Origin of the sequence: Methylobacterium sp. J-088 (genome assembly GCF_022829295.1) — a bacterium.
GTDB lineage: Bacteria > Pseudomonadota > Alphaproteobacteria > Rhizobiales > Beijerinckiaceae > Methylobacterium.
The window spans coordinates 28311-49404 of sequence record NZ_JAKSYH010000121.1; the positions used below are offsets into that span (position 1 = coordinate 28311).

21 protein-coding genes and 1 tRNA gene are annotated in these 21094 nt (G+C 69.6%); 10 read left to right on the top strand and 12 right to left on the bottom strand.

What is annotated here, in order from left to right; genetic code table 11:
• Positions 1–104: 104 nt before the first annotated feature.
• The 4 genes from MKK63_RS12985 to MKK63_RS13000 all read right to left on the bottom strand — a co-directional run bounded on the left by MKK63_RS12985 (position 105) and on the right by MKK63_RS13000 (position 3297).
• Positions 105–194 (bottom strand) — tRNA-Ser (locus MKK63_RS12985).
• 339 nt (positions 195–533) lie between these two features.
• Positions 534–1652 carry an ATP-dependent RecD-like DNA helicase gene (locus tag MKK63_RS12990; protein ID WP_244002294.1) on the bottom strand — a complete coding sequence of 373 codons (1119 nt, stop codon included), beginning with the start codon at positions 1650–1652 and terminating at the stop codon, positions 534–536.
• Positions 1653–1662: 10 nt separating this feature from the next.
• Positions 1663–2595 carry an oxygen-dependent coproporphyrinogen oxidase gene (gene hemF / locus MKK63_RS12995; protein ID WP_244002296.1) on the bottom strand — a complete coding sequence of 311 codons (933 nt, stop codon included), beginning with the start codon at positions 2593–2595 and terminating at the stop codon, positions 1663–1665.
• 291 nt (positions 2596–2886) lie between these two features.
• Positions 2887–3297: a PaaI family thioesterase gene (locus MKK63_RS13000; RefSeq protein ID WP_244002298.1), complete on the bottom strand. Its 411-nt coding sequence runs from the start codon at positions 3295–3297 to the stop codon at positions 2887–2889.
• Between the two features lie 498 nt (positions 3298–3795).
• Between MKK63_RS13000 and MKK63_RS13005 the strand changes: the two genes are divergently transcribed.
• The 5 genes from MKK63_RS13005 to MKK63_RS13025 all read left to right on the top strand — a co-directional run bounded on the left by MKK63_RS13005 (position 3796) and on the right by MKK63_RS13025 (position 7533).
• On the top strand, positions 3796–4296 hold the full coding sequence (locus MKK63_RS13005) for a MucR family transcriptional regulator (protein WP_244002300.1): 501 nt from the start codon (positions 3796–3798) through the stop codon (positions 4294–4296).
• A gap of 542 nt (positions 4297–4838) precedes the next feature.
• Positions 4839–5366, top strand: a complete 528-nt coding sequence (locus MKK63_RS13010; RefSeq protein ID WP_244002302.1) for a hypothetical protein — start codon at positions 4839–4841, stop codon at positions 5364–5366.
• Positions 5367–5390: 24 nt separating this feature from the next.
• Positions 5391–5852: a GNAT family N-acetyltransferase gene (locus tag MKK63_RS13015; RefSeq protein WP_244002305.1), complete on the top strand. Its 462-nt coding sequence runs from the start codon at positions 5391–5393 to the stop codon at positions 5850–5852.
• Positions 5853–5922: 70 nt separating this feature from the next.
• Positions 5923–6279 carry a hypothetical protein gene (locus MKK63_RS13020; RefSeq protein WP_244002306.1) on the top strand — a complete coding sequence of 119 codons (357 nt, stop codon included), beginning with the start codon at positions 5923–5925 and terminating at the stop codon, positions 6277–6279.
• Positions 6280–6411: 132 nt separating this feature from the next.
• Positions 6412–7533: a DUF2336 domain-containing protein gene (locus tag MKK63_RS13025; protein ID WP_244002308.1), complete on the top strand. Its 1122-nt coding sequence runs from the start codon at positions 6412–6414 to the stop codon at positions 7531–7533.
• 10 nt (positions 7534–7543) lie between these two features.
• On the opposite strand, the gene MKK63_RS13030 is transcribed toward MKK63_RS13025, so the two are convergent.
• Complete coding sequence (locus MKK63_RS13030) at positions 7544–7864, bottom strand: hypothetical protein (RefSeq protein WP_244002310.1); 321 nt, start codon at positions 7862–7864, stop codon at positions 7544–7546.
• Between the two features lie 301 nt (positions 7865–8165).
• On the opposite strand from MKK63_RS13030, the gene MKK63_RS13035 reads away from it, so the two are divergent.
• Both MKK63_RS13035 and MKK63_RS13040 read left to right on the top strand, forming a co-directional pair.
• A complete protein-coding gene (locus MKK63_RS13035) occupies positions 8166–10055 on the top strand; it encodes a PAS domain-containing sensor histidine kinase (protein ID WP_244002312.1) in 1890 nt (629 codons plus the stop codon).
• 43 nt (positions 10056–10098) lie between these two features.
• Complete coding sequence (locus MKK63_RS13040) at positions 10099–10821, top strand: peptidoglycan-binding domain-containing protein (protein ID WP_244002314.1); 723 nt, start codon at positions 10099–10101, stop codon at positions 10819–10821.
• Between the two features lie 320 nt (positions 10822–11141).
• Here the strand turns inward: MKK63_RS13040 and MKK63_RS31700 are convergent, their stop codons facing one another.
• Positions 11142–11273: a hypothetical protein gene (locus tag MKK63_RS31700; protein WP_279574643.1), complete on the bottom strand. Its 132-nt coding sequence runs from the start codon at positions 11271–11273 to the stop codon at positions 11142–11144.
• 248 nt (positions 11274–11521) lie between these two features.
• Here MKK63_RS31700 and MKK63_RS13045 point away from each other — a divergent pair, with 248 nt between their 5' ends.
• Together MKK63_RS13045 and MKK63_RS13050 are read left to right on the top strand one after the other, a co-directional pair.
• On the top strand, positions 11522–11860 hold the full coding sequence (locus tag MKK63_RS13045; protein ID WP_244002316.1) for a DUF1491 family protein: 339 nt from the start codon (positions 11522–11524) through the stop codon (positions 11858–11860).
• 180 nt (positions 11861–12040) lie between these two features.
• Positions 12041–12382: a hypothetical protein gene (locus tag MKK63_RS13050; RefSeq protein ID WP_244002318.1), complete on the top strand. Its 342-nt coding sequence runs from the start codon at positions 12041–12043 to the stop codon at positions 12380–12382.
• A 38-nt stretch (positions 12383–12420) separates the two neighbouring features.
• Here the strand turns inward: MKK63_RS13050 and MKK63_RS13055 are convergent, their stop codons facing one another.
• From MKK63_RS13055 to MKK63_RS13075, 5 genes are all read right to left on the bottom strand, one after another.
• Entirely contained in the window at positions 12421–13470 is a 1050-nt protein-coding gene (locus MKK63_RS13055; RefSeq protein WP_244002320.1) for a ketopantoate reductase family protein, read from the bottom strand.
• 182 nt (positions 13471–13652) lie between these two features.
• Positions 13653–14636: an N-acetyl-D-Glu racemase DgcA gene (gene dgcA, locus MKK63_RS13060; protein ID WP_244002323.1), complete on the bottom strand. Its 984-nt coding sequence runs from the start codon at positions 14634–14636 to the stop codon at positions 13653–13655.
• Position 14637: 1 nt separating this feature from the next.
• Complete coding sequence (dgcN, locus tag MKK63_RS13065; RefSeq protein WP_244002325.1) at positions 14638–15651, bottom strand: N-acetyltransferase DgcN; 1014 nt, start codon at positions 15649–15651, stop codon at positions 14638–14640.
• 296 nt (positions 15652–15947) lie between these two features.
• Positions 15948–16499 (bottom strand): GNAT family N-acetyltransferase, encoded by a 552-nt coding sequence (locus MKK63_RS13070; protein WP_244002327.1) that lies wholly within the window; start codon positions 16497–16499, stop codon positions 15948–15950.
• A gap of 247 nt (positions 16500–16746) precedes the next feature.
• The gene (locus MKK63_RS13075) at positions 16747–17913 is read right to left on the bottom strand and encodes a type III PLP-dependent enzyme (RefSeq protein WP_244002330.1); all 1167 of its coding nucleotides are present in this window, start codon (positions 17911–17913) and stop codon (positions 16747–16749) included.
• Between the two features lie 757 nt (positions 17914–18670).
• Here MKK63_RS13075 and MKK63_RS13080 point away from each other — a divergent pair.
• Entirely contained in the window at positions 18671–19177 is a 507-nt protein-coding gene (locus MKK63_RS13080) for a GNAT family N-acetyltransferase (RefSeq protein ID WP_244002331.1), read from the top strand.
• A 9-nt stretch (positions 19178–19186) separates the two neighbouring features.
• Here the strand turns inward: MKK63_RS13080 and MKK63_RS13085 are convergent, their stop codons facing one another.
• Positions 19187–20959 carry a methyl-accepting chemotaxis protein gene (locus tag MKK63_RS13085; protein WP_244002334.1) on the bottom strand — a complete coding sequence of 591 codons (1773 nt, stop codon included), beginning with the start codon at positions 20957–20959 and terminating at the stop codon, positions 19187–19189.
• Positions 20960–21094: the final 135 nt, after the last annotated feature.

Here is a 21094-nt window from a genome sequence, read left to right on the forward strand (position 1 = left end):
GGCGACCGCCGTCGATGAACGTGCCCAGAGCGGATGTCGAACCGGCCGAAGGGTGGCAGCCTCCTGCTCGGCGCGCCAAGCCCGGAGCAGCTTCTTACGATAACTGGCGGAGAGGGGGGGATTCGAACCCCCGATGCCCTTGCAGGCATGCCGCATTTCGAGTGCGGTGCATTCAACCGCTCTGCCACCTCTCCAGCAGCGATCTCGGCAAGGTGATGCAGGCAGCACCGTCGCGAGAATCGTCGCTCTGACCTTACCAAGCGACCACCGCCAATGGCTCGGAGGCGGTCGCTCGGGAATAGCCGAGGCGGGTCATAACGAGGTTGCGGTGGCAGGGCAAGCCACGAGACCGAGAATGATCTCCTCCGCCGCCGCGCCGAGGATCCTCGAACACGGGATCGCAGCGGTCGCCGGGTCCGGCCGCGCCTCGGAGGTTGCCGCGTTGGCCCGGTGCGAATCGGGCGTCAGCGCGTCCCGGGTCCGGTCGCGCTCCGGGCCGTGGCGGCACGAACCGGATATCCAGGCACGCGCGCTCAGACCACCACGGTGATCGCTTGCGCGGCGCGGGTCAGGCCGGTGTAGAGCCAGCGCGCCCGGTGCTCGCGGAAGGCGTAGGATTCGTCGAAGAGCGTCACCCGGTCCCATTGGGAACCCTGCGCCTTGTGCACCGTCAGCGCGTAGCCGTAGGTGAACTCGTCGGTCTCCCGGCGCAGGAACAGCGGGATCTCCTCGTCCGAGCCGGCGATCATCGACCGCAGCACCTTGATGTCGGTGGGCTTCCGGCGCAGGCCCGGATCGTCCTCGGGCACCACGTCGAGGCGGATCAGGTCCGGCCGCGGCGGCGCGCGCAGGGCCTGCACCGTCCAGGTGGAGCCGTTGAGCAAGCCTTTCACTCGGTCATTGCGCAGGCAGACGAGCTTCTCGCCGATCGCCGGCATCGGGTCGGTGTGGCCGGCGAGTTCCCGCAGGCGGCCATTGTAGAGCCGGCGGGTCTTATTGAGCCCGACCAGGACCTGATCGCATTCGAGGACTTCGGCCGGGTCGAGGGCGCGGCGCGAAACCACCCGGCTCTGCCCGAAGGTGCCGAGTTCCAGCCGTCCGCCCTCACGGATGGTCATCGCCATGCGGACGATCGGATCGTCCTTGGCCTGTCGATGGACCTCGGTCAGCATCACGTCGGGCTCGGCCTCGGTGAAGAAGCCGCCGCCGCGCACCGGCGGCAGCTGCGCCGGGTCGCCCAGCACCAGCACCGGCCGTTCGAACGACAGGAGGTCGTTGCCGAGATCGGAATCGACCATCGAGCATTCGTCGATGATGATCAGGTCCGCCTTGGCGGCGAGGCCCGAGCGATTCAGCGTGAAGGTCGGGCCGCCCTCCTCCGCCTCCTTGGTGCGGTAGATCAGCGAGTGGATCGTGGCGGCGTCGTAGCAGCCCTTCTGGCGCATCACCGAGGCGGCCTTGCCGGTGAAGGCGCCGTACACCACCGTGCCGTCCACATCCTCGGCGATCCGCCGGGCGAGCGTGGTCTTGCCGGTCCCGGCATAGCCGAACAACCGGAAGACCTGGGATCCGCCGTCCCGCCGCCACGCGGCGATCGCCTTGAGCGCCGCGTCCTGCTGGGGGGCGTAGGCCGCGGGCAGCCCCGCGCTCATGACAGCCCCATCACGGCCAGCGCACGGTGGGCGGCATCGAGGACAGGATCGAGGCGACGTTGCCGCCGGTCTTCAGGCCGAAGATCGTGCCGCGATCATAGAGCAGATTGAACTCGACGTAGCGCCCACGCCGCACCTGCTGCTCGAACCGGTCGGCCTCGGTCCAGGCCGTGCCGAGATTGTCGCGGACGATCTTCGGATAGGCCTCAAGGAAGGCCTGTCCCACGTCGCGCGTGAAGGCGAGATCGGCCTGCGGGTCGCCGGTCCAGCGGTAGTCATAAAAGATCCCGCCAATGCCGCGCGGCTCGTTCCGGTGCTTGAGGTGGAAGTATTCGTCGCACCACGCCTTGTAGCGCGGATAGTCGACGCCGTGCGCCACGCAGGCCCGCTCCAGGCAGGCGTGGAAGTGGCGGCTGTCCGGATCCTCCTGAGTGCGGCGCCGGTCGAGCACGGGGGTGAGATCGGCCCCGCCGCCGAACCACGCCCGCGTCGTCGCGACGAAGCGGGTGTTCATGTGCACCGTCGGCGCATGCGGATTCCAGGGATGGGCGATCAGCGAGATCCCGGTGGCGAAGAAGCGCGGGTCCTCGGACGCCCCGGGCATCTGGGCCCGGAACTCCGGCGCGAACTCGCCGTGCACCGTCGAGATGTGGACGCCGGCCTTCTCGAACACGCGGCCCTTGAGCATCGACATCACGCCACCGCCGCCGGGCCGGCCGGTATGGTCGGTGCGGTTCCAGGGCGTCTTCACGAAGGTGCCCGGCCCGTCGGGCGCGTCCGAGTGGAACGGCCCCTCGGCCTCCGCCTCCAGCGCCTCAAGCGCCGCGAGGATGCGGTCGCGCAGGGTTTCGAACCACGCGGCCGCCTCGGATTTCATGGCCGTGACATCGGCCTCGGCGGGAGGTGCAGCCAGGGCTGCGCGCGCATCATCCGGCATCGTCATGGCCGAGGCTTTCCCACCCCGCCGGGCCGCCGTCAATTCGGTCGTGACCGGATCGGCGCATCACCGCGGTGTTGCACGACCGCGGCCGTTGACTTTCACCGCTCGGGGGCGCGGACGCGCTCTTCCCGACGAGGGCGCACGCATCCGGTACGCCGAGGGATTTCAGGTTCGCACGAAGGTGATCGATCTAGACAGCATTGATCATATCGGGAGAACGAAGAATCGATTTAGTCTAATCACCAGAGAGACGAGTCAAGGCTCAAACCGGTCCTGCGAAAGTCCCCATCCGTCCTACTCCGCGGGTGGACGGCCTACGGGCTTGAGCAGACCGGTGGCACTGGCCACCGCCAAGCCTTCGGCATCCCGGATCTCAGCCTCACAGAAGATCACGTCGCGCCCGGACCGGGTCACGCGCCCCTCCGCGAGCAGGACGCCGCGCCCGGGATTCAGGAACCGGGTCTGCATGTCGAGGGTCACCACGGGCCGCCCGACGCTGAGGCGCGCCGCCGTGCCGAGGGCGACGTCGAGCAGGGTGCAGAGCACGCCGCCATGGGCGATGCCAAGATTGTTGGCATGTTCCGGGCGCAGGACGAGCCGCAGCCGCGTCCGCCCCTCGCACACGTCCAACGCCTCGATCCCGCAGAACTTCACGAACGGAATGTGCGCTCCGAAGACGGTGCCGGGCTCCGAATTCTGATCCACATCCACCGTCCCGGCTTCCCCCGACAAACTTCTTTATGACGCAGGGCGGATCAAGCCCCAAGGCTCTTCTCGCACAGCACCGGACCCGAAGGATGCCGTAGCCCGGTGCTCCGGGGCTGCCCACGGCTACCCGCAGCGCGGTCTCGCCTCTGGCTCCCATCAGATCTTCCTGATCGCCCGGCGTACACAACGAGAGCGCGACAGGACGGGCCGTGAGGTTTCACCGGTCTCGTCAGACCGGCAACCGATCTTCGCAAACCAAGGGACCGGCTTGTCACCGGTCGGAGGCCCGCCGGCACGGCAGCGGTATCTGGAACTGGTGAAACCGGCCATCCCACCAATCGGGTTTCTCGGGCAACGATTTCAGCTGGACCGGCCGGTTGAATAATATGCGTGTTAACGGGCGGCAGCTTGTGTATGGAAATCCTCGACGACGACTTGATTTTGCTGCAGAGACGTTAGAACCGTCTCACCACCACCACATAGAGGGAATCATCGATGGACGACAACGCCCCTGAACAGCAGCAGACCTTTATCGAGCAGGCCTCGGACATCGTCTCGGCGTATGTCTCGAACAATTCCGTGCCGATCAGCGAGCTGCCCGGTCTGCTGGCCGGCGTCCATGCCGCTCTGGCGAAGCTGTCCGCCCCCACGGCGGCCGTCACCGAGGCGGCCGACAAGCCGACGCCGGCCCAGATCCGCAAGTCGGTGACCCCGGATGCGCTGGTCTCTTTCATCGACGGCAAGCCCTACAAGACGCTCAAGCGCCATCTTTCGCGCAACGGCCTGACGATCGAGCAGTATCGCGAGCGCTTCGGCCTGCCGCGGGATTATCCGTCGACGGCCGCGAGCTATTCGGCACAGCGCTCCGAGCTGGCCCGCAGCCTGGGCCTCGGCCAGCAGCGCCGCAAGTCCGTGGCGGTCGAGGAGCCGGTCGAGGAAGTCGCCGAGAAGCCGAAGCGCGCCAGCAAGCCGCGCAAGACCAAGGAAACCGCCTGAGGGCAGGCATCCGGCCGCCCTACCGAGCCGCATGACGGTTCGGCGGGGCGGCCCGGGCGCTCAAGCCGGACGGCGTACGCCCCGCGGGGCGGGTCCGTCAGGCGAAATCAGCGAGGTCATCGGCCACCTCGCCGGCGGCAATCTCAGTCTTGGCCTTTTGGCGCTCCGAGGGCGCGGATCCGGACTTCCGGGCGTCGTCGTCGGATCCTCGATCCTGCCCAGGCCCTCGATCCTGCTGCCGCAGTGGCGCCGCATCCGGCGGATCGCCCGTGCCCTGCCTGTCCCGGGATTGATCCCGCAGCCGATCCGTCATTGCGTATCCCCGCCGATTTAAACCGCGATACTCTGTATCTGGGTCGAAGGGAGGCGCCGGCTATAGTGCTGGACGTACACCCAAGCACGGTCGATCCTGGCCACACCCCTGATAGGTCCGCCCGTTTGAAACATCGCGCGGCCCCGGCCCGGGAGACAAACCGGAACGTCGGCGTTGCTGGAGCGCAAGCCGCCGGGCAAACCGGCCGCGACAGGGATGGAACTCCGCGATGACGGACACGCAAACCCGGCCGGAGGCGAGCCGGCGCGACCTGCTGGCGGCCTCGCTGCTCGGCACGCTCCCGCTGCTTCTTGCGAACGCGGCCGAGGCCTCGCCCCTCAACGCGGAACAGACCATCATCCGCGCCCCGGAGGCGCTGCCGTGGGTGCCTTCGAAGGATTACCCGGAGCGCAGCGTCGACCGGTGTAATCTCACCGGCGACCTCAACGGCACCGGCCTGTACTACACACTGATCCGCTGGTGGCCGGGCTACATGAGCGCGCCGCATACCTACACCTCGGACCGGTTCTGCATGGTCCTGTCGGGCACGTGGTGGTGCAACAGCGGCGCGGATTTCGACCCCGCCGCCTGCCTGCCCGTGAAGGCCGGCAGCTTCGTCCGCCGCGTGGCGGGGACGCCGCACTACGACGGCGTGGTCCGCGACGGGACGGAGCCGGCGGTGATTGCCATATGCGGCGTGGCGCCGGTGAACTACCGGCTGGTCGACCCGTCGCAACCGGGCTGGCGCCGGGTCTGAGGGGCGATCATTTGGGAGTCGCGCTTGGGTAATCGGTACGGGCTGGAGATCCGGGCAGCCGCGGGCTCCGACGCGGCCGGCCTCGCGGCTCTCTTGAGCGAGACCGGGGAACCGGTCGGCGCAGGGGATCTCGCGGCCCGGCTCGAAAGCCTGCAGCGGGCGGGCGGCACGGTTCTCGTCGCCGTCGAATGGGGTCCGCCGAGCGGCCTCATCGCCCTCACCCCCACCCACACCCTCGATGCGCCCCGCCCGTTTGGCCTGATCACGACCCTCGTTGTGGCAGCCGAATCCCGGCGCCGCGGCATCGGGCGTGTGCTGCTCAAGGCGGCCGGGCGGGCGGCGCGCCAGGCCGGCTGCGACCGGCTGCTCCTGCGCGTCGGACGGGAACAGCCGACCCTGCGCGCCTTCTGCACCGCAGCCGGTTTCGCCGGGGGGTCGGAACTCCACGAGCGCCCGTTGCTCAAGCGCGGATCCGGCGAGCCTTGAGGCCCGCGACATCCTGACCGCAGCCGACGGCGCTCCCAGGCGTTGACTGAGTCAAGCTGGAGTTCCGTTCATGTCCCTGCGATCCGAGACCCCGCCGCGGCCCGGCAACCTGCATGTCGATGCCCCGCCGAATGCGGACGCGCCGACCTCCGCGCAGCTCAAGGGCGACATCGACAGTGGCCGCACCGGCGACAAGACCCCCCACATGGATATCGGGGCAGCGCCGCTCGGAACCTGCGAGGAAGCGGGCGGAACGCCGCCGACATCCCAGGAGGTCCGGATTGCGCGCCAGAACGAGCGGGCCCCGTCCGAGCGGTCGAAGGCCGGTTACGTGCACCAGCGGCAGCCCTGGGTCGTCCCGGCCTTTGTCGGCTTCATCGTCTTCGCGGCGGTGGCGCTCGGCGGCGGCCTCTGGCTGACGCACTGAACCCCGGCGCACAAACAGCGCCGGCGCGCGATGATGCAGGACGGCACGGTCCCGCGGGGAGCGTCTTAAAGGTCGATTCACGTCGATGCGGTTAGCGTGAGCTTACTGCAGTCCTGCGTAAACCGATCGTCCATGCCCTCATCCGTCGATGCTCCGCCGGACCTGTCCGGGCTCCTCGAACTCTCGCGCATCGAGAATCTCGATCTGAAGCCCGTGATCCTGCGGGTGCAGACCGATCTGTTCGTCCGCGCGCCGGGCCGCGATCGGACTGCAACCGAGATCTTCGAATCCCTCGCCTGCGGTCTGATCCCCACGGTGGACGAGGAGACCGCCCGGGTGGTCGCCCGGAAGCTCGCCCCCTGCCCCGAGACGCCGCCGGCGGTCCTGGAAGCCCTGGCGCTGCGCGGCGGCGGCGCCCGCGACGCGGTTGTGGAATTGGCGCCTACGCTGAGCCGCGGCCTGATCGACGCGGCGCTGGCCGACGGCTTCGACATCGCCGACCGGATCGCCGCCCGGGCCGGGCTGAGCCGCGAGGCGGCGGACGAACTGTCCCGCGAGGGCCGCCCCGAGATCGACCGTGCGCTCGCCGCCAATCTCGGCATCACCCTGCGCGGTGCGACGCTGGCCCGGCTGGTCGGCCGCGGCCGCGGCGATGCCGACCTCGCCCGGTTGCTCCTGGTCCGCCCCGACGTCTCCGCGGCCGACCTGGTGCCCCTCTACCTGCACGCCGACCCGATGCGCCGCGCCGTGATCGGCAAGAGCGTGGAAGCGACCGCCGCCCTACGCCCCTGCCCGCCCCCGCCCCGCGACCTCGGCGAGTCCCTGACCCGGCTCTCGGCCGCGCACGACGTTGCGGCCTTCGTGGCCGCGCTCGCGGACGGGCTCGGCCTGCCCCCCGATTTCCTCGCCCTGGTCGCCGATCCGGGTGCCCGCTACGACCTCCTCACCCTCGGCCTGCGCGCGGCCGGGCTGCACGAGGAGGAGGCGGTCTACATCTTCCTCACCCTCAACCAGGGGGTGGCGCGTTCGGCCGAGCGCGTCGCCGACCTCGTCCGTCTGTTCCGCACGGTGAGCCGCCCGGCGGCGCGGGACCTCGTGGCGGCGATCCTCGACCGGCCGCTCACCGAGCGCGGGCGCAGCGAAACGCATCAGCCGGTCCACGGCCCGGAAGCCAAGCTGCGCCAGAGCGCCGCCGCGTCGCGCACGAACCTGCCGGCCCGCGCCCGCCCGGGAACCAAGGCGGACGTGGGCTGACGGATCGCCCTCAGCGGGGCTCGATCCCCCGCCAAGCGGGCTGTCGGTCGGCCGCCTCCAGGGTGTCGGTCGAGGGCGTATCCGCGGCGTCTTGAGGTTCGCCGGCCCGGCGGCTCAACTCCGCCATCAGGCCGCGGGCGAGCACTGCCCGGGCGACCCGCTCGCGGGTTTCGGCGGGGACAGCCTCCAGGGCCGCCGGAAGCACCGCCGAGGCGCTCGGCAGCCTCCCCGTGAGCTTGCGGGCCTCCGCGGCCGGATCAGCGCCCCCACGCATCAGCGCGAGATACGAGAGCACGCCGATCACCAGCGCGGCGCGCAGCAGGACGGTCATGGTTCGTCGTCTCCGCTCAGTGTGAATCGCATCGACGCGCGTGCTGGCTGTCGCCAAGGGTGACGATGCGCGGCCGCGAGCTTTCGACAGGTTTCGTGAACCGGGCCTCAACCAGCCTGGGCTTTCGCGCGCGATGGTGAACGAAGCTTATCCGAATGCGCTTGGTTACCTTGCGGAAAGCATCCTGACCGTTCTGACCCCACGCGCAACACTCGTTTAAGCCGTCTCTGCGACCGTTCGGAAGTTGTTCGAAAGTCGAACCGGAGGCGCGAGGGATGCGGAAACGCATACATCGCGGCGTGTGCCAGCCTTGCCTATTAAAAAAGTCCTGACTTCGTTGATCGACGACCGTCTCGCGGGGCTGGTTCACGCCTCCGCGGCCGATGATGTCGCCACCCGGTGCCGCCATCAGCGCTTCCTGGTGTCGCGCCTCGCCACCGGCGCCGTGATGATGGTCGGCCTGCCGCCCTACCTGCTGTGGCGCGGCGTGCCCTCCGGCATCGAGGTTCTGGCGATCGCGAGTCTGCTGTTGCCGGTCTTCGCCGCCGTGCTGCTCGTCCGGACGGGATCGCTCTGGCTCGCCCATGCGGTCTCCGCGGCGGGCCTGACCGGGATCGTGGTGGCGCTGTCGAGCGTCACGGGGGGCGTCGCGTCCCCGGCCGCGGTCTGGCTGGTGGCGATCCCCGTGGAGGCGCTGATCTCGGGATCGCTGCGCGCGACGCTGGCGGCGGCCGCCATGGCGGTCCTCGGCGTGCTGGCATTGGCCGGTCTCGACGCGTTCGCGATCGCCTTGCCGGTCATGGACATCTCCGCCGGCCTCGCCCTGCCGGCCTTCGCGCTCACGGCGATCAGCCACGTCGCCGCCCAGGCCCTGGAGCACGAGCGCAACGAGGGCGCGTGGCGCGAGCGGCTGCGCGACAACGAGGCCCGGGACCGGCTGTTGCTCTCGGCGATTGACGATCTCGTGACCTGGCACGACCGCAACGGCCGCGTCGTGGACGCCTCCGTGTCGGCGACGCGGCTGCTCGGCAGCGAGCCGGCGCGTCTGCACGGCCACGGCTTCCTGGAGCGGGTCCACGTGGCGGACCGGCCGGCTTTCCTCCAGGCGGTGAGCGATGTCGCCGCGACCGGGCGTCCCGCGACCCTACCGCTGCGCCTGCACGTCGAGGCCGGACGGCCCGATGGCGCACGCCTGATCCACGCCGAGATGCGCGCCCACCGGATCGAACACGGTCCCCACGACGCCGCCACCGCGGTGGTGGCGGTGACCCGCGACATGACCGAGCATTACCGCCATGCGGAAGAGCTGGAGCGCGCCCGCGCCGAGGCCGAGCGGGCCGACGCCATCAAGGGCCGGTTCCTGGCCAACGTCACCCACGAGCTGCGCACGCCGCTCAACGCGATCATCGGCTTCTCCGAGGTTCTGGCCGGCGAAGGTGCGCCCAGCCTCAGCGCCGAACAGGCGCGGGACTATGCCGGGATCATCGGCGCCTCCGGCCACCACCTGCTCGGCGTCGTCAACACGCTCCTCGACATGAGCCGGATCCAGAGCGGCAACTTCGATTATGCGCCGGAGGTGTTCGACATCGCGGGGCTGCTCCAGTCCTGCTGCGACCTGATGCGGCTGAGGGCCGAGGCTGCGGGCGTCAGCCTGGCGGTCGCAGCGTCGGGTCCGGTCGAAATCACCGCCGATCCCGGCGCCTGCCGGCAGATCCTGATCAACCTCGTCTCGAACGCCGTGAAGTTCACCCCGCGCGGCGGGCGGGTCGACCTGTCGCTGCGCCGCGGTGTCGAGGGCCTCGACATCGTCGTCGCCGATACGGGCTGCGGGATCGGCGCGGAGGATCTGTTGAAGCTCGGCACGCCGTTCTTCCAGGCCGGGGCCGGCGACTACAAGCGTCAGCACGAGGGGACCGGACTCGGCCTCTCGGTGGTGCAGGGATTGGTCGGCCTCCATGGCGGCGCGATGCGGATCGAGAGCGCGCCCCAGTCCGGCACCGTCGTCACCGTGACGCTGCCCCGGGTCTGCCGCGCGCCGAAAACCGCCTGCGGCCCGGCGCCGATCCGCATCGCCGTGCGGGGCGCGCCTCAGCCGCGCCGGGTCGTACGCCTGCCGCTCGGTCTGTTCGACGCCGAGCCGGGGCTCACGCTGAGCACCGGGCCGGGTTCGGCGCTGCGCCGGACCGGCTGAGCCCAAAATCCCCCCGGAACACGATCCCCCGGAAGGAGACACGATGTCAGGCTACCGCGAGATCACCGTACCGGGCGAGGCCGCCCGGGCCCGTCGCCCGGCCGCGCGGCGCAGCGCCGTGCAGGGGGATTGGCGCGCCGTCCTCGTCGGCGCGTTGCGGGCGGCCGTCAGCACCTGCCGGAACAGCCCCGGGACGGTCCTCAGCAGCCTCGTCGGCCTGGGCGCGGCCGGTTTCATCTGCGTCAACGCCCTCGGTTACCAAGCCGGCCGCCATCCGGCCCCAATCCTGCCCAAGCTCGCCCAGAAGGCCCCCGCCCCGCGCGAGGCCGCACCGGCCACCCGAGATGTCGCCCGAGAGGCTGCCAGGGAGCCGGTGCGGGAGATCGCGCGGGATCCGGTCCGCTCCGAACCGGAGAAGGCCGCCGCCAAGCCGGCGGCCCGGGACACGATCGGCGAGTTGATCCGTGCCGAGGAGACGACCGCATCGGTGACCCCGAAGGCCCCCCCGGTCCGGACGGGAGCCAAGCCGATTGCGAAGCCGGCCGCCAAGGAGCCCGTCAAGAAGGCCGAGACGGAGTCTGATCCGGTCCTCCGGGTGCAGAAGGCGCTTTCGAAGCTCGGCTATCCGGTCAAGCCCGACGGCGCCATGGGTCCGGGCACCCGGGCGGCGATCGAGAAGTTCGAGCGCAGTGCCAAGCTGCCGGTGACCGGGGAGGCTACGGGCCGGACCCTGCGCGAACTGACAGCCCGGGCAAGCCACGGTTAGAGCCATGCCCGAGCGCTTTGCAATCGTGTGCGGCTCTAAGCTTTTGTTGTGACGCGCTCTCTTGCGCCGAACCGGTATCCACTTCGTCGGCGAGCGCTCCAAGACGCCATCGCGGGAACCCCGCGCCGGACAGGTTCCGACGCGGGCCTGGATCACGCGGCTCAGTCTTGCGAACCGGTGAAGCGGCGGATCGTTTTGCAGCGCGGTCCGCTTTTGCCCTGCCACGACTTCGCGTGGCTGATCGAACCGGTCATGTCCTGGGTCGGATTGCCGCCCGGGCGCCGAACCACGATGTTGCACCGATCCTGCAGATTCCGCTGTTAGCGTGGGCAGGAGGCGGCTTCCCGCTGTCCCAGCAGATCCATGAGGATCTGCGCGGGGACTGGCAACGACGCAGTCAGCAGGCACAGGCAGGCGGCGATCACCGTGAGACGCGAGGGTCGTCTCGGCATGAAACTGCTCCTTCAATCGTCGAAGGATGCCTCCCCTTTTGACTTTTGCTCAGTCAATAATTAAACAATACTGTTGTTTTGCGATAACGCACAGCATTGACAACAGATTTAATCCTGAAAGACTCTGAATTGATGGCTGGCTTATTTGCGATGCGCGGGCGTGCACCGTGTCGGACGCGCTGCAGCCGTGCGTTGTCAGGAAGCGCCGGATCACGCATCTCAGGCGCGCTTCCGGGAGGCTCTACCGCATGCGCCTGCGTTCCGATTTCTGGGCTTCGGCTCATCTCCGCCGTCTCGATGTGGCGGGCATCCCGGCGGTGCTGCGGCGGCGCGGGGCCGCGGAGGCGGGGGCAATCTTCGTGAAGGTCGATCGCCTCGATGGCAGCGCGGATCTCTACGGGCCGGCGCCGCAGGCCCTGTTCGAGGCCGAGGACAGCGGTGACCGCCGCTTCGCGGCCCTGGTCACCGGCGGCACCCCGCTCGACGTGGAGGAGCGCCTGACCAAGGAAATCCGGTTCGATTCCGACCTCTGGATTATCGAGATCGACGATCGGCAGGGCCGGCACTTCTTGGAGCTGGCCGAGTAACGCACCGCCTTGAGGAGATTGTCCTCTCGCCGACGGAGGGCCTCACCCGCGCCTCTCACGAGGCGCGACCCGGCTTCAGCCAGCATGTTTCCAGCCGCGCGGCACCGCAAGCGTGCTGCCGGCGGAGCGTGAATTTCAGCCCCGTGCCATGTGATCATCTTACCCGTTGGAGATGACGCGATGCCGGAGCGGGATGCCGCCGAAACGTTCATCTGGCGCTGCGAGACGTTCTGGAGAAACGGGGCCCACGATATCGATGCTGTTTACATGGCGGATGCTATTTTACGCGGCTATCGGAGCGTTGAATTCGCCGGCGCGATCGGCGAACTCTTGAACGGCATCGTCGCGCAGGGATACAGCGACCTGTCGATCGAGATGGCGCCGTCGCCTGTCACCGATGCCGCCATTCTTCTGGCCTGCCACCGCCCGGGCTCGGCACCGGACCGAGGACAGGCAAATCTTCGACATGCGGCGAGCGGGGGCGTCCGCCGCCAGATTGCGGCGGTCGGACACCTTGAATGAGGTGAGCGATGCCGTGCCCCCGCGTCGCGCGAGATCGATCACCCCTCGATGATGCGCTCGTCGAGCTTGCGATCGACGGTCGCGACGGTGCGGTCGATCTCATCGCTGGGGTCGCCGAGTTGGTGCGAGATCAGCTTCACCAGCAGGTCGACCCGCTCGATATAGGGGGCGCCGTTCGCTACGGCGCGGGCCGCCGAGGACGGCTTGAGCAGGCTCTCGGCCGCCTTGGCGTATTTCTCGAACGGCACCTGATCGGCGGGATCGGCGCCGAGCTTCCGGGCGATCCCGTCGACGTGGTCGTAGATCGCCCTGGAGCGCGCCAGATCGCCGTGCACGGCATCGTGGATCGATTGGGGTTCGCCGGGCGTGATGCAGCGGTAATTGCCGGTGAGCAGCATCGACCACTTGGCGAGCGGCACGAACAGCGAATCGAACACCTTGAGCTTCACCGGCACGTCGTGCCCGTCGAGGCGCACGGCGTCGATATCGGCTTCCAGCTGCCTGAGCAGCGTGTTGTGCGCCTCGTCCGTAAAAGTTGCGGCCTTGAAGTTCGTCGGCAGCCCGACATGGAGGACGTTGGCCTCCTCCTCGGGCGGCCGGAAGGCCTGCGGATCGGGCGAGCACAGCGACACGAGGCCCGGCTCGAACCGGTCCCACACGCCGGCATTGGTGTAGGCATCCTCGAGGTCCATGGCGGCGAGGCCCGGAATCCGCTTGAGGTAAGGCAGCGGCGGCATGTTCATGATCGACAGGCACGGCAGCTTCGCGGCCGCGATCTTGATCATCAGCACGCGGATCGTGTGGTTGTTATATTGCGGCTCCTGCATGGCGAGGCCGACGAGATCGTAGCGCGAGACGTCGACGTCTTCCGGCGGCATCGCGTCGACCTTGCCGGGCAGGTCGCGCGAGAAGATCGCCCGGTGCTCCTTCTCGTCGCGCAGCTTGATGCGGACCTCGGTACCCTCGCGGTTGATCAGGTCGGCGGTCTTGCGCCGGCAGACCAGGGTCACGTTGTGACCGGCCATCAGGAGCTTGGTCCCCAGGAGCGAGCCATAGGAGGCCCCCAGGATCAGGATGTTCTTGGCCACGTCGTTCCTCCCCAGCATTGAGACTTGCTGTTCTGTTATCGGGCTGCCGGGGACGGCGCGTTGACTCACGACGACACTGGCATCCGCGATGGATGGCAGCCGGGCGGACGGAAGGCAAGCCTTCTGGTATACCTAATCCCAAACGGGTTGTGACGCCCCGCGGGTGACAGGCGGGGCGATCCTTATCCCCACAGCTCCGGCGTAGGCGGATACATCAGGCTCCCCTCGTAGCGCAGCGGCGTGTCGCGGTCGCGGGCGAGCAGCAGTGGGCCGTCGAGATCGACGAAATCCGCGTCGTTCGCGAGCAGAGCCGCCGGCGCCATGCCGAGCGAGGTACCGAGCATGCAGCCGACCATGATGGCGAGCCCCCGCGCCTTCGCCTCCTGGGCGAGCAGCACGGCCTCGGTCAGGCCGCCGGTCTTGTCGAGCTTGATGTTGATCGCATCGTAGCGCCCGGCCAACGCGTCGAGGCCGGCCCGGTCGTGCAGGCTCTCGTCGGCGCAGACCGGGACCGGATGCGGGATCTCGGCGAGCAGGGCATCGGCGTCGGCCGGCAGAGGCTGCTCGATCAGCGCAACGCCGGCCGTCAGGCAGGCGGCGAGGTTGGCCTCGATGGTCTCCGGCCGCCAAGCCTCGTTGGCATCGACGATCAACCGGGATTCCGGCGCACCGGCCCGCACGGCGGCGATGCGCTCCGGGTCGCCCGTTCCACCAAGCTTCACCTTCAGCAGCGGCCGGTGAGCCGCCATGCGGGCGGCCTCCGCCATGCTCTCCGGGGTGCCGAGGCTCAGCGTATAGGCGGTGATGGCCGGCCGAGGTTCAGCGAGACCGGCGATATCCCAGGCGGGGCGGCCCTGGAGCTTGGCTTCGAGGTCGAACAGGGCGCAGTCGAGGGCGTTGCGCGCCGCGCCCGCCTTCATGTGCGCCATCAGCGCGTCGCGCCCGATCCCGGCCGCGATCGCCTCCGCGTGTCCCTCGATCAGGGCGCTGACGCTCTCGACGCTCTCGCCGTAGCGCGGATAGGGCACGCACTCACCGCGCCCGGCCGTGTCGCCGTCCGTGATGGTCGCCACCACCACTGCGATCTCCGTGCGGCTGCCGCGGGATATCGTGAAGGCGCCCGCGATCGGGAAGCGCTCGACGGCGAGGGTCAGGCGGCGGGCCATGTCAGGCTCCCGGGAAGTCGGCGACGATCCGATCCATCAGCCCGTCGACGCCGAACCGGACCGGGTCGGTGGCGGGCAGGCCGTGCGCGGACCCGACCGTCTCCAGGAAGGCCCGGGCCTCGGCTTCATCGAGCGCCTGCGTGTTGATCGCGATGCCCACCGGCTTGATCGCCGGGTTGGTCAGGCTGCCGAGCTGAACGGTGAGGTCGATCACCTGCTGGATCGTCGGCAGCGGGTGCTTCACGCCGCGCATCGTGGTGCGTGTCGGCTCGTGGCAGACCACGAAGGCATCGGCCTGAGCGCCGTGGAGGAGCCCGAGGCTCACCCCCGCGAAGGACGGGTGGAACAGCGAGCCTTGGCCCTCCAGCAGGTCCCAGTGATTCGGGTCGGCCTCGGGCGAGATCGTCTCGACGGCGCCCGAGATGAAATCGGCCACCACGGCGTCGATCGCGACGCCCTTGCCGGAGATGAACACGCCGGTCTGGCCGGTGGCGCAGAAATCGGCATCGAGGCCGCGCTCGCGCATGCCGCGCTCCAGGGCCAGCACGGTGTACTTCTTGCCCACCGAGCAATCGGTGCCGACGGTGAGCAGGCGCCGGCCTGCCCGCTTGGTGCCCTTGCCGGTGGGGAAGCGCTCGTCGGTGTGGCGCACGTCGTGCAGCTGGCGCCCGCGCCGCGCGGCGGCCTCAGCGATGGCTGGCACCGCGCCGAGCTTCACATGCAGGCCGCTCGCCACGTCGAGCCCCGCCTCGATGGCCGCGACGATCTCCTTCACCCAATGGTCGGGCAGCACGCCGCCGGCGTTCACGACGCCGATCACCAGGGTCCGGCAGCCCTTCGCCAGGGCTTCGGGCAGGGTCATATCGGGGATGCCCAGATCGGCGGCGCACCCCGGCAGACGCATCTGGCCGACGCACCATTCGGGGCGCCAATCCTTGATCCCGTAGGCGGTCTTGGCCGCCAGCGTGTCGGGCACGTCGCCCAGGAACATCAGGTAGGGCGTGGCGATCTGCATCGGTCGAGCAACCTTCTCCGGAGGCCGGCGGACCGTCTATGCGGGATCGCGACCGTTCGGCGCAATGCATGAGGCCGGCCAGCACGGTGGACGCGACCGCTATCCGGCGCATGCCGGGGCTGCGTCCAGGCCGGAAGCTCCAGTCCTGGCTTCGAAAGGTCGAGACCTTTCGCGGGTCCGGGGTGGATCCCTGGTGCCGGGCATTGCCCGGTTGCTTCAGGGGCTCCGCCCCCGAACCCCGCCAGAGGGCATCAGCCCTTCGGAAACCCGGTGCCCCCGGTCAAAGATGACCCCGTTCAGGCGGCGTGTCGTCGCGCGACCTGGGCCTCGTTGGCCGCCGCATCGGCCGGCGACAATACGCCGGTCGCCCGGACAAGCCCCTCGGCGCCCGCCAGCGCGCCTGCACGCAGCTCCAGCCCGAGGAAACGCGCGCGCTCGAACGGACCCGGCAGGGTCAGGCCCGCCGCGAGCGCCCGGTCGAAGCCGAAGCGGGCGTAGTAGGGCGCGTCGCCGACCAGCAGCACGGCGCCGTGGCCGAGCGATTCGGCCCTGCCCAGGGCTGCCTGCATCATTACAGAGCCGAGCCCCTGGCCCTGGATCGCCGGATCGACCGCGAGGGGGCCGAGCAGCAGCGCCGGGCGGGCGTCGCCGGTCTCGACGTGCCACAGCCGCAGCGTGCCGACGAGGCGGCCTGCCCGGGTCGCCGCGAAGGCGAGGCCGCGCGCCGGCAGACGGCCCTCGCGCAGGCGCTCCGAGATCTTGGCGCGGCGGTTGCCGGGAAAGCACGCGTCGAGCAGGCGCTCGCGCGCCGGGACGTGGTGGAGATGCTCCGCGCGGATCTCGATCATCACACTGCCCTCCCCGGGCCGACATGCGGGAGAAGCGATTTTCTGAGACCGAGAGCCGGGTGCCCTCGGTCGAAGCGGTGGTGAGGTCAGCGTTCGGCGAAGTCGCCCGCGCCGTCGTCACGAGCGGAGCGAAGTGACCCAGGACCGCGCGAGCGTTATCGCCGTGGCGTTACCGGATTGCTTCACTTCGCTCGCGGGGGCAGCAACGTCGCTGCCCTTCAAACGGACCCAGTCTCACTCCGAAAAGTCAGATCACGATCTGCTGAAGGGGCGGGAAGCCGTTGAACGCCACCGCCGCGTAGGTGGTGGTGTAGGCGCCCGCGCCCTCGATCAGCACCTTGTCGCCGATCGAGAGGGAGATCGGCAGCGGGTAGAGCTGCCGCTCGTAGAGTACGTCCACCGAGTCGCAGGTCGGCCCGGCGATGACGCAGGGCTCGGTCGCCTCCCCGTCCCGCGCGGTGCGGATCGGGTAGCGGATCGCCTCGTCCATGGTCTCGGCCAACCCACCGAACTTGCCGATGTCGAGGTAGACCCATCGGACCTCGTCGGCCTCGGCGGACTTGCGCGACACCAGAACGACTTCAGCCTCGATCAGGCCGGCATTGCCGACCATGCCGCGGCCCGGCTCGATGATCGTCTCGGGGATCCGGTTGCCGAAATGCTTGGTCAGCCCGCGGAAGATCGCCTCGCCGTAGCTCTCCACCCCCGGCACCGCCTTGAGGTACTGGGTCGGGAAGCCGCCGCCGAGATTGACCATCGAGAGGCCGATGCCGCGCTCCGCGCACTCGCGGAAGACCGCCGCCGCGGAGCCGAGCGCCCCGTCCCAGGCCTCGGTGTTGCCCTGCTGCGAGCCGACATGGAACGAGATGCCGTAGGCCTCGAGCCCCTGGCGGTGGGCGTGCTCCAGCACGTCCGCGGCCATCTCGGGCACGCAGCCGAATTTTCGCGAGAGCGGCCAGTCGGCGCCCGCGCCGTCGCACAGGATGCGGCAGAACACCCGCACCTCGCCGGTGGGTACGCCCAGGGCGGCGGCAGCGCGGGCGATCTTCTCGACCTCGGCCTGGCAGTCGACCGCGAACAGGCGGATGCCGAGCGCGAGGGCGCGGCCGATGCAGCGCTCCTTCTTGATGGTGTTGCCGAAGGAGATCCGGTCGGCGGTGGCGCCGGCGGCCAGCACCATCTCCATCTCGGCGACCGAGGCGGTGTCGAAGCAGGAACCCATCTCGGCGAGCAGGCGCAGCACCTCGGGGGCGGGGTTCGCCTTAACGGCGTAGAACACCCTTGTGTCCGGCAGGGAGCGCGCGAAGGCGGTGTAGTTGTCGCGCACGACATCGAGATCGAGGACCATCACGGGGCCCTCGTCCTGACCGAGGTCGCGGCGCACGCGCAGGTAGTCACGGATGCGGTCGGTCATGGTCGTCTCCCGGCACGGGTTCGCGAGCGCCCTTACGCGGGGCGCGCTGTCGAAGATGACGGCCAGGATCGGCCGTCGGCGTCAGGGGGCGATGCGTCGCTCCGGCCCACGCGCTTTGGAGACGCGTGCGTCGGTGCGGGCGCAGAACACCCGGAAGCTGCCGTGGATTGGAAGGGAGAACCCCCACCGCACGCCGGGCAAAGATGAAACAAGCCTCTTCGGTGCCGGCCTTTGGAGGGCCGACGAGACCAAAAAAGCCCGTTCGTCGTTGCTTTAAGCTGCGTCCCCCGTGGAGAGCGGGGTTCGCCGGTTTCGCCTCCGGCTGCCGGTTGTTGTCGGGGTCCGGTGTTGCCACCTGGATGCCGGCCGTAGGGATCCACCCTTGCGACCATCGATCCTTTAAGACCCCTGGCGGCTGTCCGGCAGTTGACCGGATGCCCACCAACCGACACGCGGCCACAGGCACGTGCGAAGTTGGGCAAGGCGCATATATGGGGGATACCCCCGGGCGGCAAGGGCGACACAACCTGGGGGACTGGGTTTTTCGCCCGCCATCCACAACCGGGGCCGGACGTTGCAAAAACAGCGCATTCCGGGCGCACCGGCGGCCCGAACGGGCTTCCCAAGCGCCGTGGAAGCGGGCATCTGACGGCGGGGCATTCGGGCGAGTGATCGATGGGCGGGCCGGGCAGATCGATCGCGACGGCGCGGGCATGAGCGCCCCCCCCAATGAGCGCCCATCGATGAGCGCCCATCGATGAGCGCGCCCTTGCGCAACCCGGTCGGCGCCGGGCTTCCCGAGCCGACGATCCGCACCGCCACGCTCGCCGATCTCGACGCCCTCGTCGCCCTGGAGCACGCCGCCTTCGCCATCGACCGGGCCGAGCGCCGGGCGATCCGCCACGCGATCGGCTCGCCCACGATGGACGTGCTGGCCGCGCTGATCGATCCGCCGGACGGGGATCCGACCCCCGTGCTGGTCGGTGCGGCTGTTCTGGAACGGCGGCGCAGCAGCCGGATCGCCCGGCTGGCCTCGATCGCCGTGGCGCCGAACCGCGGCGGCCTCGGGCTCGGCGGCAAGCTCCTCGACGCCGCGGAGACGCGGGCGCGCGCCCATGGCTGCGATCGCCTGCGGCTCGAGGTCCGGGCCGACAACGGCGCCGGAATCCGGCTCTACGAGCGCCGGGGCTACACTCGCTTCGCGGTGCGGCCTGATTATTATGAAGACGGGATGGAGGCGTGGCGCTACGAGCGCGCGCTGTAGGCGCCCGCCTCAGGCCGCGTCAGCACGGGAGGCCCGCCGCTCCGGCCCCTGACGATCCAGTTCCTGCCGCTGCCGCCGATCCATCGGACCTTGCCGCAGCGTGAGCACGAAGGCGCCGACGCGCGCGTCGATCTCTGCGGATTGCGTGCGCAGGGTCCGCGCCACCGTGAGCACGCTGCCGGCCGTAGCCTCCGTCTGCGCGGCCACCGTGCGGACGCCGGTCACGGTCGCGGCCAGCTGCCCGGTCCCGTCCGCGGCCATCTGGACGGAGCGGGCGATCTCGCGCGTCGCCTTGTCCTGCCGGTCGACCGCCGCCGCCACGCTCGCCGCGGCCTTCAGGATCGCCTCCATCAGGCCGGAGACCGCCTCGTTGGCGACCACGGCGCGGCGCGTCCCCTCCTGGATCTCGGCGACCCGCGCGGCGATGTCGTGGGTGGCCCTGGCGGTCTGCTCGGCCAGCACCTTCACCTCGCCCGCCACCACGGCGAACCCTTTGCCGGCCTCGCCCGCCCGGGCCGCCTCGATGGTCGCGTTGAGGGCCAGCAGGTTGGTCTGCTCGGCGATCGCCCGCACGGCGGCCACCACGGCCCCGATCCGTTCACCCGTGACCGCGAGTTCGCGCACCTGCGCGGCGGTCTCTTGAGAGGTCGTGCTGCCCTGGCGGACCGTGTGAGACATGCCCTCGATCTCGCGGCCGATCTCCTGGATCGAGCCCGAGAGCTCGTCGGTGGCGGTGGACACGGCCGTCACGTGCGCGGAGGTCTCGGCCGATACCGTCGAGGCGAGGTCGGCCTCGCCGGCCGTCCGGGTCGAGACGGCCGCCAGTGCCTCGGCCATCTCGTCGAGCTGCGCGGTATCGCGCGAGACCGAAGCCACCACGGCGTGGATCTTCTCTTGGAAGTCCGCCAGCGCGGCCTCGATGTGGGCCGTGTTCCGCGCCTTCTCGGCGGCGGCGGCTGCGGCTTCCTCCTCCAGGCGCTGGCGGGCCAGGGCCTCGTCCCGCAGGGACTGGACCGCCCGCGCCATGGCGCCGATCTCGTCGCGCCGATCGAGGGCGGGCACCTCGCGGTCGAGCCTGCGCTGCCCGAGGTCGATCAGCACGCTGGTCAGGGTGGCGGCCGGGCCCGTCGCGCGCCGCAGGACGATCCAGCACAGGGCCACGCCCACGAAGGTGGCGACCGCCCCGATGAGCAGGACGCGCCGAAACAGCGTGTCGAGCGAGGACAGAAAGTCCGACTTCTTCACGCCGACATACAGGATGCCGATCGCCCGGCCATCGATATCCCGGATGGGCTCGTAGCGTGTCACGTAGGTCGTTCCGAAGATATCGGCCTCGCCGCGATAGCCCTTCCCGGTCCCGATGACGGTGTCATAGGCCGGGCCCTGACCCAGCTTGGTCCCGATCGCCCGGCTGCCTGTCGCCGTCATCACGTTGGTGGCGACCCGCGTGTCGCCGAGGAACACGGTCGCGGTGCCGCCGAGGACGTCCTTCACGCGGTCCACCGCCGGATCGTCGGATGTGATCGCGTGCGTGCCGAGATAGAGCTTGCCGTCCTGGACCGAGAAGAAAGCGCCGGGCCCACCCTCCTCGCCGAGCTTCTGCTCGAGCAGGCGCAGGTTGGCATCGAGCGCCAGCCCGGCGCGGTGCATGAGTTCCTCGCGGATCTCGGCGTAGAGCAGCCCGGTGACGATCCCCATCGAGACGACCAGCAGAACGGTCACCAACATGCCGATCCGGAACGACAAGGATTCCGTGAACCGCATCCAGCGTTTCAGGCTCATGGTGGCTGCCCTCCGACAATACACCAGACGCATAGTCTCAGAGAACAGATTCAACAAATGCCTCAAATCCGCACTTCTTCAGTGACGGAGATTTGATACTTCCGACCGAAATCGTCCCGGAAAATGATATTTGAC